This is a genomic window from Roseibium album (genome assembly GCF_001404515.1).
GTDB classification, from domain to species: domain Bacteria; phylum Pseudomonadota; class Alphaproteobacteria; order Rhizobiales; family Stappiaceae; genus Roseibium; species Roseibium album.
Map to the genome: position 1 here is coordinate 649,894 of NZ_CXWE01000004.1, position 12,089 is coordinate 661,982.

General features: G+C 58.1%; 9 protein-coding genes. 5 read left to right on the forward strand and 4 right to left on the reverse strand.

Annotation, left to right across the window (positions count from 1 at the left end; translation table 11 throughout):
• Positions 1-42: 42 nt before the first annotated feature.
• The 3 genes from LA5095_RS16340 to LA5095_RS16350 form a co-directional block, all read right to left on the reverse strand.
• Positions 43-363, reverse strand: coding sequence for a 2Fe-2S iron-sulfur cluster-binding protein (locus LA5095_RS16340; protein ID WP_029063116.1), 321 nt, complete (start codon positions 361-363; stop codon positions 43-45).
• 117 nt (positions 364-480) lie between these two features.
• A complete protein-coding gene (locus tag LA5095_RS16345) occupies positions 481-843 on the reverse strand; it encodes an Hpt domain-containing protein (RefSeq protein WP_208992719.1) in 363 nt (120 codons plus the stop codon).
• A gap of 253 nt (positions 844-1,096) precedes the next feature.
• Entirely contained in the window at positions 1,097-1,411 is a 315-nt protein-coding gene (locus tag LA5095_RS16350) for a hypothetical protein (protein ID WP_199485836.1), read from the reverse strand.
• A gap of 279 nt (positions 1,412-1,690) precedes the next feature.
• Here LA5095_RS16350 and LA5095_RS16355 point away from each other — a divergent pair, with 279 nt between their 5' ends.
• The gene (locus tag LA5095_RS16355; protein ID WP_055116655.1) at positions 1,691-7,876 is read left to right on the forward strand and encodes an apolipoprotein A-IV repeat region-like domain-containing protein; all 6,186 of its coding nucleotides are present in this window, start codon (positions 1,691-1,693) and stop codon (positions 7,874-7,876) included.
• Positions 7,877-8,245: 369 nt separating this feature from the next.
• On the opposite strand, the gene LA5095_RS16360 is transcribed toward LA5095_RS16355, so the two are convergent.
• Positions 8,246-8,776 carry a MarR family winged helix-turn-helix transcriptional regulator gene (locus LA5095_RS16360; protein ID WP_082442441.1) on the reverse strand — a complete coding sequence of 177 codons (531 nt, stop codon included), beginning with the start codon at positions 8,774-8,776 and terminating at the stop codon, positions 8,246-8,248.
• A 144-nt stretch (positions 8,777-8,920) separates the two neighbouring features.
• Between LA5095_RS16360 and LA5095_RS16365 the strand changes: the two genes are divergently transcribed.
• The 4 genes from LA5095_RS16365 to LA5095_RS16380 are packed head-to-tail and all read left to right on the forward strand — an operon-like array spanning position 8,921 to position 12,087.
• On the forward strand, positions 8,921-9,949 hold the full coding sequence (locus tag LA5095_RS16365; RefSeq protein WP_055116657.1) for a TRAP transporter substrate-binding protein: 1,029 nt from the start codon (positions 8,921-8,923) through the stop codon (positions 9,947-9,949).
• Positions 9,949-10,461, forward strand: a complete 513-nt coding sequence (locus tag LA5095_RS16370; RefSeq protein WP_055116660.1) for a TRAP transporter small permease — start codon at positions 9,949-9,951, stop codon at positions 10,459-10,461. Before LA5095_RS16365 ends, LA5095_RS16370 begins: the two co-directional genes overlap by 1 nt.
• A 3-nt stretch (positions 10,462-10,464) precedes the next feature.
• Positions 10,465-11,772, forward strand: coding sequence for a TRAP transporter large permease (locus tag LA5095_RS16375; protein WP_055116662.1), 1,308 nt, complete (start codon positions 10,465-10,467; stop codon positions 11,770-11,772).
• A gap of 51 nt (positions 11,773-11,823) precedes the next feature.
• Entirely contained in the window at positions 11,824-12,087 is a 264-nt protein-coding gene (locus LA5095_RS16380; RefSeq protein ID WP_144436013.1) for a hypothetical protein, read from the forward strand.
• The last annotated feature ends 2 nt before the right edge of the window (positions 12,088-12,089 follow it).

The window sequence follows — 12,089 nt, forward strand, 5'->3', positions numbered from 1 at the left end:
CGCCGAAATTCGGCGGTTTTGTTCGTCATGAAGTACAGTCTGTCAGGCTTGACGCTCCGGAATGTGAACCACCAGACCGTCCATCTCGGACGTAACCTTGATCTGGCACGACAGACGGGATGTCGGTTTCACGTCGTAGGCGAAATCGAGCATATCCTCTTCCATTGGCTCGGCAGTTCCTGTCTTTTCCGCCCACGCGTCATCAACATAGACATGACAGGTAGCGCAGGCACAGGCACCGCCGCATTCGGCCTCGATGCCCTGAACCATATTCTTGATGGCGTTTTCCATTACCGTCGTGCCTTCGGAGGCATCAACTTCGGTCTGGTTTCCATCGAAAGTAACATATGTGATTTTCGGCATCAGTCGCGTCCAAGCCTAGAATTACGGGTTTCAGCTGAACCGACATAAAGCTTCCATCGCAAAGGTCAAGGACCATGACGTTTTCAACGGGCAATCTATCCGGAATGTGACAAACGGTCAGCCGGTGAGCAGGTCCCTGATGTAGCTGTTGGCTTCATCCACGGCCGCCGTCAGACCTTCAGTCGCAGCATCGGACGTTTGCCTCAATCGTCCCTCCAGGTTTTCGCAGACATCGGCAACCCGCCCGGCGCCAATAGCCCTGGCTGACCCTTTCAACGTGTGAACGAGATCGAGCCTGACCGTCGTGTCTGTCTCCTGCTCCAGCCGTTCAAGCGTCGAACAGGACTGCGACTTGAAAAGATGAAGGACCTGAACTTCGAGATCCCTGTTGCCAAGGGTATTTGTTGCCAGTTGCACCAAGTCGATCGGTGCTTGCGGACCGGCACGGCCGCTGACACGGGCCATCGATGAAGGGGCCATATGAGGGCTCCACGCTTACTCAACTTTCGCCCGTCGGCACCCTGCCGCAGGCTTGTACTGCCCTTAAGAGTGCGCCCAACACCCAAACGCCCGGTTAAACCAGGCCCGCGCACACGCCGATCCGGCCGATGTCCCCAAAAAATTGAATTTTTGGTTAACGCGCCTCATTGAGGCGTTGAAAACATATTTTAAAAAAACCTTGCCTTTCCGCCATTTTGAGGAACCGCATCGAATTCCAAACCATGATTCGCCGTTAACTTTTTTTGCGATTTTGACTTGCGGCCAAAACATCAATCGCCGCAGGTGTCAGCTTGCAGACCAGCCAATCGGGCTTGATTGGGTTGGAAAACCAAGGCTCTGCCCAGCCTGCATCGACACAGGCGCGGATTGTCCTGACTGGAATACCGCGTCCGTTTTCATCAAAAAGAGGCAGCTTGCCACCGGGCTGACCAAGCCCTCTTTTCAGCCATCGTTTTTGCGGCGCGGTCAGATTGCCGATCTTGAGAGAAGCCGGATCACCGCCTTCAGAACTGTTTTTCGCCGCGTTAAAAGTCTTCGATTTCGGCATTGAAACCGCCCCCTAAGTGATTCACGCCATTGCCGTTTCTTGTTCGTTAGGAGAGATTGTGCCATTACAGTTGCTGATGCGGCAAGATGGGGAGTGTACCGTCTAGAAATAATAAGACGGTCGGTCAGCGGCGGCCCTCCTTTGGAAACAAGTTTTGTGGTGCTGTGAGTCCAGCGGCAACCGCAAGGTGACGCATTCGGCAACCCCGGCAAACAGCTGCATGTGGTGGCTGTCGGGTTAAACCGGCGTGTAATGAGTACGGACGTGAGGCGATCTTAAATGGCAAATCCGACAAAGGCTAAAGATCCGGCGGAAGCAGCACTGTCAGCAGTTGAAGAAGCCCTGAAACTCGATTTCGGTGGCCCGGATGCAACCTTTAACTTCGAGGAAACGGCACCAGAAGCAAGCGCAGCTGCGGAAGCAGATCCGGAGCGCAAGCCTCAACCGCCGACGCAAAGCGAACCTCCCCGCGAGGAACAGCGTGCCTCCCGCAGGCGCGGTCGGGGCGGACGTCCCCCGGCAGCCAACGATGACCGTCGCAGCATCGGCAACCTGATTTATGCGCTGCAACGCCGGCCGTCTTCGGCTCCGTTCTGGGGCGCACTTGCCTTGAGCGCCCTTTGGGCGGCGCTCGGCATAAGCCTGTTCATGTCTGCCTTCTCCGACAAGGTCACTTCCCTTGGCGATCCTCAGGCCCTGCTCTCCTCGCCGGAGATGATCCTGGCAGCTGTCGGTATTCTCGTTCCGATCATCTTCTTTTTCGTCATGGCAATGATGATCTGGCGTGCGCAGGAAATGCGCATCGTCGCCCGAGGCATGACCGAAGTGGCGCTGCGTCTCGCCGAACCCGAGGACATGGCCAAGGAATCCATTCTCAGCGTCGGCCAGGCCATCCGGCGGGAAGTCGCCGCGATGGGAGACGGCATCGAGCGCGCTATTGCTCGCGCCAGTGAACTGGAAGTGCTCGTTCACAACGAGGTATCGTCACTCGAGCGTTCCTATAATGATAATGAACTCAAGATCCGCGGTCTGATCGAGGAACTCGTCAGCCAGCGTGAATCCATTGTGATGAATGCCGAAAGGGTTCGTGAGACAATTGCCGGGGCACACGAGAAGTTCTCCTCGCAGCTTTCAAGCACGTCTGGTGAACTCGGTGAGACGGTGGATCAGGCCTCCCATCGCATGATCGAAGCAGTCAACAGTCGTGTCGAGGAACTGACATCGACCGTCGACAGCCGGATTGAATCCCTCGGCGCGACACTCAATGCCTCCGGAAACGAACTCGTCGACAGCCTGACCGTACGTGCGGAAGACTATGTTTCCCGCCTGTCCCTCACCGGCCACGAGCTCGTGGACAATCTTGCCGAGACCGGCGCGACCATGTGGGAAACACTTTCCGACCGCGGCAATCAGGTCAACGAACGGTTTGCCGAAACCGCCACCACATTTGTCGACACACTGGAGCTTCGCGGAAGCGAAATCAACGAGACACTGTCTTCCTCCAGCACATCGGTCATTTCCACACTCAGCAGCAAGGCAGATGAATTCCGCACGACGCTTGAGAACACCGGGATCACCGTCGGCGACGTCATCACGGCGCGCGGCGAAGAAATCAACGCCAACCTTTCCCTGACATCAGGTCGCCTGATCGACACGATCACGTCGCGGACAGAGGAACTCGTTTCAACAGTCGACACCCGCGTGACCAGCCTGGACGAGTCTCTGGCGGTAACGGGCAAGCAGGTCACCGAGAGCATTTCCGAACGCGGACAAGCAGTCACCGACACGATCTCCATTCGAGGCGCGGAAATTGTCGAGACGCTCTCCAGCCGTTCGACTGAAGTTGCCGAAATCCTGCGTGGAACCGGCGAAAGCATTGTGGTCGACCTCTCCCTGCGTGGCGGTGAAATTGCAGCCAAGCTTGATGAGACGGCCGGGTCCCTCACTCAGACCATTTCGGTGCGCGGCGGCGAACTTGCCGAGAAACTGGACAACATTTCCGAGCGCATCTACACCGCCATTTCCATCAACGGAACGGAGCTGGACGAGCGCCTCACTGCCCGCAGCAACGAAATGGCGACCATGCTCGAGCAGCAGACCGTCGGTTTCCGCAACACTCTGGAAAGCGTCTCCAATCAGTTTGCCGTCGGCCTTGGCGAACAGACCGGCTCGCTCACCCAGACCCTGGCAGATACTGGTACGCAGCTCGCCGAACTCATCGGCAGCCGTGGAGACCGCGTCGCCCACGATATCAATCAGGTCAGTGCCCAGATTTCCGATACGCTGGAAGTGCGCGGTGGTGCCCTTCAGGAGGGCCTTTCCTCCAGACTTACTGAACTGGAAACGATCGTTACAGATCGTGGCGGGCAGCTTATCGATGCCTTCGACACGAAATCGCTTCTCTTGTCCGAAGCGATGGATTCCCGTCTTTCCACCCTCGATACCACCTTCGCATCGCGCATCGACACGATGGATGCGTCGCTCGGCAACCGCATCGCGGCAATGGACGCGACGATCGGTGGACACGCCACATCACTGGATGCGGCGATCGGCGGACACGCGGCAAATCTCGATGCATCTCTCGGCAGCCACGCGGCAGCCATAGATGCATCGCTGAGCGAACGTCTTGCGTCGGTGGATGCCGCCATTGGCGGGCATGCAGCAACCCTGGATGCAACGCTCAACAATCATGTGGGCGCAATTGAAACCTCACTGAGCGACAAGCTCTCTGCAGTCGACGCCACGCTTGGAAACCGCACCGCGGAACTGGATGCTTCGCTTGGTGGCCATGCGGCAGCGATGGAATCCACGCTTGGTGACCGCCTTGCGGCAATCGACACAACCCTGACTGAACGGGCTGCTGCGATAGATGCCTCAATCGGCGAGCGTGGAGTGGCAATGGATGCTGCTCTCGGCAATCGCATTGCGTCCCTTGATGCATCCCTCGGTGATCGCGTTGCAGCCATGGATGCGTCGCTCGACCAGCGTTACAGCGCGATTGATGCAACCCTGAGCGACCGTATCAGCACGATGGACACATCGCTTGAGCATCGCTTCACGTCCATGGATGCGACGCTTACGGATCGCATCAGCACTCTGGACGCTTCTCTGGAACAGCGGTTCACTTCGATGGACATGTCGCTGGGCGAAAAGATTTCCTTCATGGACACGACTCTGGAGAGCCGTTTCAACTCCATGGATGCCTCGCTCGGTGCTCGCGTCACCACGATGGATGCCGCCCTGGAAAATCGCCTGTCCTCCATGGACCGCTCCCTGAGCGAACGTATTTCCACCATGGATGGCGCGCTCGGCGGCCACATCAACACGCTGGATCTGACACTCGACCAGCGCACCGCCACTTTCGAAGCTACGCTTGAAGCGCGCACGCAGATCCTCGCGAGTGCCATCGAAAACCGGACCACCGGCATCAGCGATGCGCTTGAGGAAAAGACCCGCAACATCACGGATGTGCTGGCGGATCGCTCGGACGCAATCACCCTGCAGCTTGGTCAGCGGATCGAGACAGCGGGCAACACGCTTGCGGACCGCGCAGCCGAAATCGGTGAGACACTGTCCGAACGCGTTGATGGTGCCGCTGCTTCCATGGCGGAAAAGGCGGAACTCCTTTCCACATCCATGACAAGCGGAACGGACCGGATCGACGAGACACTCGATGCCCGTGCGCGACAGATTTCCGAGACCCTGATTTCCCGGACGAAGGAAATCGCCAAGGCCTTTGTCGATGGCCAGGAGGAAATGACGACCGCTCTCGACAACCGCCTGTCTGAAGCAGGCGACGTTCTCGGCAAGCAAAGCGAACAACTGACGGAATCCCTGTCGGAGCGCATTGCGGAGATCAACGTTTCCCTCGGTGCAAAGGTCTTTGAAGTTGCCGAAACGCTCGACAGCCGTGCAACACAGCTCGAAACCCTCCTCAATGAGCGTTTGGAGAGCATCTCCGGCACATTGACGGGCGAGAGCGAGCGCGCACGCGATATCCTGACGACGGTGATTGCCGAGGCCGGCGCTACGCTTTCAACTGAGAGCACACGCCTTCGCGACGTGGTCCAGGAAGCAACCACTGCAGCCGTACAATCCCTGTCCGACGAACGCACCAAGACCGTCGACATCGTCGACAGCGCGCTTAATCAGGCCACGGAAAAACTGTCCGGCGAAGGCGATCGCATGCGCCAGATCGTTCTTGGTTCCGTCGGTGAAGCCCGTGGTGTGCTCGTTGGCGAGAGCCAGAAAGCTGCCGACACGGTTAGCACGGCAATGCATCAGGCAACCGGGGCCATGTCCGGCGAAAGCGCGAAGATCCGCGAACTGGTTCTTTCCGCCGTCAACGATGCAGCGCGCGCCATGGCCGCTGAAAGCGAGAAAGCCCGTACACTTTATGCAGGCACGCTTGCCGATTTCACAGGCTCGCTCACCGGCGAAAGCGAAAAGGTTCGCACAAATCTCTCCGGCCTCATTGCCGAGATTTCCGGCAACCTGTCCGCAGAAAGCGAGCAGGCACGCATCACACTGACCAACACACTGGAAGAAATCCGCGGCCAGATGTCGAGCGAGGCCGGCATCGTGCGTGCCAGGGTCAACAGCGCGGTCTCCGAAGCGGCCGACCTTCTGGTGGGACGTGGCAACGATGTCGCCAACGAACTGCTTGAAAAGGCAACGGCTCTGAACCAGGCATTCGGCGAAAGCTCAGGAGAGCTTGCACGCATTGTCGGAACAGACGGCAACGAATTGATCAATGCCATCGAAACCCGCGCCAACGATCTCACAGGTCGCCTCTCCGAAGTTCATGGGGCAATCCTCGATGCAATCACGGTCAAGGGCCGGGATGTCACCGACACGTTTGCACATACCGGACTGGATGCGACACGCACACTTGTTGAGGCTGGCGACCGTATCATTGCCAGCATCAGCGAGCGCAGCGATCAGGCAGCGTCGCTCCTCAGTGACACGAAGAACCGCCTTGAAGCCGACGTTACGGAAATCCTCAACAAGGTAGAGACGTCGAACGCCAATCTTCAGAGCATCGTCACGGCTGCAGGGGAAAATCTCAACGAGGTGGAGGGGAACCTCGCCCGCCGCGCCGGAGAATTCCGCTCCGCTGTCGACCGGGCGGTTCAGGAGACCACCCAGACCACAACACTCATCGACGAGCAGGTATCCAACCTGCGTGACGTTACCCAGACAACACTGGCGGATATCCAGAACCTGACGAAACGCTTCGGCGATCAGTCCGAAGAACTGACACGCGCGGCGCGTCATCTGGAAGACACCAACCAGTCGGTCGAAGGCCGCGTTGCAGAACGCCGAACCGCGATCGAGGAAGTTGCCGATACGCTGCTGTCGAAAACCGAAGCGGTCGACACGCTGATGCGCTCGTTTACCCAGACACTGTCCGACACGCTGGAATCGGCCGATGACCGGGCACGTGAAGCAGCGAATATGCTGGGAGCAGCGGCGGAAGCGGCCTCCAACCAGGTTGCCGAGCAATTCGAATCCATGCGCCTGACAGCAGGCATGGAGGGTCAGAAGGCTCGTGATGCCATTCGCTCCGCACAGGACGACATCATTTCGGAAATGACCCGTACGGTCAGTGACGCCTCCGATCGGTTCAATGACGCGGCCGGCCGCATGCGCGATGTTGCCCGTGACGTGCACCGCGAGTTGGAAGCAACGCGCAACGAGCTGAAACTCGGTGTTCTCAATCTGCCTGAAGAAGCGGAAGAATCTTCCGCGGCGTTGCGCAAGGTGGTGAACGAGCAGATCCGAGCCCTGACCGAACTGTCCGAGATTGTTGCCAAGCAATCCAACACCCTGGACATTTCGCGACCTCAGACGCAGTCCGTCGCCAGCGCAACCCCTGCTCCGCAATCTGCCGCGTCGGCAAGTTATGCGCCTGCCGCACCTGTTCAGCAACCTGCGTCATCTGCCGGTGACCAGCGGCCCGCACAGCAGAACCGGCCAACAGAAACCCGGCGACAGGAGACCGCACAGCCGCAAGGCGGAAATCCCGGTGGCAAGGGCTGGGTTGCGGATCTGCTTCGCCGCGCGTCGCGCGACGATGACGAAGCAAGCGCCGACACCAGCGTCGGACGGACCCCGCTGCAGACAGTTGAAAGTCTCAATTCCCTGTCGGTCGACATTGCACGTGCGATCGATCACGAGACATTCATCGATCTGTGGAACCGGTACCGGAACGGCGAACGGCATGTCTTCACCCGCCGCCTGTACACGCTTCAGGGACAGCAGACCTTTGACGAAATCCGTCAGAAGTATTCCAGGGATCCGGAATTCCGGACAGCTGTAGAACGGTATGTTGCCGACTTCGAACAGTTGCTGGCCCAGGTGTCACGCAACGACCGGGACAACATGCTCGGCCAGACCTACCTCACATCAGACACGGGTAAGGTCTATACGATGCTGGCCCATGCTAGTGGTCGCCTCGACTAGGATATCCCTCACATGAATCGAAGAAGGCGGCCGATGGCCGCCTTTTTTTGTCCGGCTTGAAACCCCACCCTGGTAACGAAGAGCATACGGCGCCATTCGCAGTCATCACTTTTGCATGTCCGGTAAATTTGGGTTCGTGCGAGCTGACGATTGATCTTCCAGCGCAATTATTGGCCCTGTCGCAACGCATCAAAATTCAGGGTCCAGGTACACCATCTGTCCGAAGACAATGAAACCCTGCTCTTGCAGGAATGACGGGAATTCACGGGTGGGGAACGACCGTCAGCAGTTACTTCCTTGGCCGCCCGCCACAGTCAGAAGCTGAATGTCCTTACCCGATAGATTGTCTTTGAATCCAAAGATCCGGGATCAGTTTTCAGCCCCTGCCTCTACCGCCAGATTGTCCCGGATACGCTGAGCGACGGTCAGAAAGTCGGCAATCTCGGCATCCGAAAGGCCCTGCAGCATCCTGCGTTCAACATCCAGCAGTTTCGGGGCAAGATCTTGGTAGACTGCCCTGCCCTCGCTCGACAGTTGCAGCAAAAAGCTTCTTCCGTCCTCCGAATGTGTCTCGCGGATAAGGTAGCCGCGTTCTTTCATGCGCTTCACGGCCCGGCTCACGACAACCTTGTCCATCGAGGACCGCGAAACAATTTCAGTAGCCTGAAGGCCACCGGATGCTGAGCCCAGGATTGCCATCGTCCGCCATTCTGCCGGCATCATTCCATAGTCGCGCTGATAAACCGCTGACAGGGCACTTGTGACATCGTTGTAAAAAACGCGCACCAGGTAGGGGAAGAATTTTTCCAGTTCGAAAACGGTGCCCGCCTCCTCCGGACTCCCGGCGGTTTTTCGCGTGCGCAAGATGGTTTCGGTTTCCGTTTCTTCTGCGTCAGTCATTGGTTCTCGGTCGATTTAAACAGTGGTGGAATGATTTTACGATTGACTTAGTTTCATTTGCAACTATTTTCGTGTTGCGCGGTCTGAAATCGCTTCAGATCAGCAAGCGATCGGCGTTCAGTCGGCAAACGGGAGGAGAAAACTGTGAAATCCATCAAGTGTCTTTCGATTCTGGCCGGCCTGACGGCAACGGCCCTGTCCGGTGCATTTTCAGGTGCAGTTGCAGATGAACTGGTGCTGTCTTCCTGGCTGCCGCCGAAGCATCCGATCGTCACCGGCGTCATGCAGCCCTGGGCGGAACAGGTTGCAGAAGCGACCGACGGTCGCGTAACTGTCCGCATCCTGCCAAAGCCGCTCGGACCGCCTCCGGCGCATTACGATCTTGCCGCCGATGGCGTTGCCGATATCACTTACGGCCTGCACTCCTTCACGCGCGATGACCGTTTCCTGCGATCCCGCATCGGCCAGTTCTCCTTCATCGCCGACACGGCAACCGAGGGCTCGAAGGCCTACTGGGATGTCTATGCGGGAAAACTCGACGCGCAGGACGAACATCAGGGCACCAAATTGCTGGGTCTCTGGATCCACGGCCCGGGCATGTTCCACAACAACCAGCGCAAGATCGAAACCCCCGGGGATTTCTCCGGCCTGAAGATCAGGACCCCGGGCGGCTACATCGCCGACCTGTCGCAGGACCTCGGCATAACCACCCAGTTCATGGGACCGGGTGAAGTCTACGAAAAGCTCTCCAGAGGTGTGATCGACGGAGTGACCTTCCCGGTCGAAGCCCTTCAGGCCTTCAAGCTCACGGACTACATCAAGTCTTCGATGAAGGTTCCCGGTGGTATCTACAACACGTCCTGGTTCATGGTGATGAACGAGGATATCTGGGACGGCCTGTCGGACGCAGACAAGGCGGCAATTGAAAAGGTATCCGGTGCAGCGCTCGCCGAGCTTGCCGGAAGTGTCTGGGATGGTTCCGATGCGCGGGGCGCAGACTACATCTCCGACAAGGAAATTGAGGTCTATGACGCTCCTGCACCGGTTCTGGACAAGATCAGGGAATTGGCAGCCAAACACGAAGCCGCCTGGGCCGATGCCGTGGAGGAAACAGGATTTGACGGTGTTGCCGCGCTAGCCGATATGCGCGACCAGACAGGTATCAGCAACTGATGACACCGTCAGGACCTGACAATACAGCTCCGCGCCGTTTCGAAAGTCTCCGGCGCGGAGCGACCTTCCTGCTCGGTTTTGCCTGTCTGCTTGTGCTTGCGGCCATGATCGGTCTCACCTGTTTGGATGTGGTCGCCCGCTACCTGTTCAACAGTCCCGTGAACGGTGCATACGAATTGACGCAGCTGTTGCTGGCTTCACTGATTTTTCTCGCCCTTCCGCTGACAACGGCAGCCGGTGAACACATCGAGGTGGAGTTGCTGGACGGCCTCAAAAGCAAGGCCTTGAAGTATCTGGGTGCGGTCTGTGCCGGTGTGGCGACCGTGGCCGTTTTTGCAATCGTTGCCCTGGAACTCTCCGAACATGCCGAGAAGCTGCAGCGCCGGGAGCAGGTGACGGACTCGCTCGAAATCCCGCTTTACCTGATCGGCTGGCTCGGAACTGCGTCCTTTGCCATATCCGCAGTCGTAGCCATCTTCTGGACGCTCCGGCGTTTGCGTGAAAAGGCCTGATACGTGCTTGAAGCTCTGATTGGATTTATTGCCCTTTTCGGCCTCGTTTTGCTGCGCGTCCCGATCGCCGTAGCGATGATCATTGTCGGGACCGCCGGGTTCGCCGCCCTGCGCAACTGGAACGCGGCCCTCAATCTTCTCGGCAACGCCGCATTCGACACGGGATTGTCCTACACGTTGTCGGTGATCCCGCTTTTCATCCTCATGGGCAATCTCCTGACCATTTCGGGTGTCAGCCAGTCCCTGTTCAGCACAGCGCACAGCCTGCTGCACCGCATGCGCGGCGGTCTTGCGATGGCTTCCATCGTCGCATGTGGCGGCTTTTCCGCTGTGTGTGGTTCTTCGCTTGCAACAGCCGCGACCATGTCCAAGGTCGCCATGCCCTCGATGCGCAAGGCAGGCTATGCCGACAGTCTCGCAACCGGCTCTATTGCCGCCGGAGGAACGCTCGGTATTCTGATCCCGCCGAGCGTGATCCTGATCATCTACGGTCTGCTGACAGAAGCCGACATCGGCAAACTCTTTATTGCCGGGATCATTCCGGGTCTTCTTGGCGTTCTCTTCTACCTCGCCGCTGTTTATGTGACTGTTCTCCTGAGGCCAGGACTCGCACCGTCCGAGCATGAGGACATCGCGCTGGACCGCAAGGACATCTGGGGGGTGCTTGCCGTACTCGGACTCTTCGCCGTGATCATGGTCGGCATCTATGGCGGGTTTTTCACGCCCACCGAAGCAGCGGCCATCGGCGCTGCGACGGCGCTGATCATCGCTTTCCTGTCAGGTGGTCTCACCTTCGAGAAACTCTTCACCGCGGCGCTCAACTGCGCGCGGACCACGGCGATGATCTTTGCCATCATCATCGGGGCGGAAGTCTTCTCCAATTTCATCAGCTATGCGGGTGTCCCTGACGCCCTGCTGAATTTTGTCCAATCGCTGGACGTCAACGCCTATGTGGTGATGCTCATACTGGTGCTGATCTACATCGTGCTCGGCGCGGTGCTGGAGAGCCTGTCGATGATCCTGTTGACCGTCCCGGTCTTCTTTCCGCTGGTGACCTCGCTGGATTTCGGTACCGGCATCCTGAGCGATCCGGAAATGGTGCTGATCTGGTTCGGTATTGTCGTCGTCGTCGTGACCGAGATCAGCCTGATCTCACCGCCTATCGGCCTCAACGTCTTTGTTCTCCGCTCCGTCCTCACCGACGTGCCGCTCCGGACCATCTTTGCCGGTGTCCTGCCCTTCTGGGCAGCCGACATCCTGCGTCTGGCACTTCTGATTGCTGTCCCGGCGCTGTCCCTGATGTTGATCTGAATTTGCTTGTATCTTTCTGCTGGCAATCCCACGGGTAGATTGGAAGTCTCAATGAAACGCGGTTTTGACGACGAGGATGCAATGACCGAAGAAGAGTTGGCATCAATCCGGCAGCGGTGCGAGAAGGCAACGTCCGGTACCTGGATTTCCTACATCGAAGGGCGCGATCACAGCGGAGGCAGCAATTTCATCATGACAGGCAACGGCAACAAACGCGGCGTGAAAGGCAGGAAGACTTCGAGCACGAAAACGGCAACTACGCGTGTCGCTGTCAAAGCCGCGGAAACGTCTGTTACGGACACAAGCGGCGGGTGACT

What these genes read in the sequence shown, in the direction of transcription:
- LA5095_RS16345 (WP_208992719.1), bottom strand. Translation starts at nt 843, where the DNA reads ATGGCCCCTTCATCGATGGCCCGTGTCAGCGGCCGTGCCGGTCCGCAA.
- LA5095_RS16380 (WP_144436013.1), top strand. Translation starts at nt 11,824, where the DNA reads ATGAAACGCGGTTTTGACGACGAGGATGCAATGACCGAAGAAGAGTTG.
- LA5095_RS16355 (WP_055116655.1), top strand. Translation starts at nt 1,691, where the DNA reads ATGGCAAATCCGACAAAGGCTAAAGATCCGGCGGAAGCAGCACTGTCA.
- LA5095_RS16370 (WP_055116660.1), top strand. Translation starts at nt 9,949, where the DNA reads ATGACACCGTCAGGACCTGACAATACAGCTCCGCGCCGTTTCGAAAGT.
- LA5095_RS16350 (WP_199485836.1), bottom strand. Translation starts at nt 1,411, where the DNA reads ATGCCGAAATCGAAGACTTTTAACGCGGCGAAAAACAGTTCTGAAGGC.
- LA5095_RS16340 (WP_029063116.1), bottom strand. Translation starts at nt 363, where the DNA reads ATGCCGAAAATCACATATGTTACTTTCGATGGAAACCAGACCGAAGTT.
- LA5095_RS16360 (WP_082442441.1), bottom strand. Translation starts at nt 8,776, where the DNA reads ATGACTGACGCAGAAGAAACGGAAACCGAAACCATCTTGCGCACGCGA.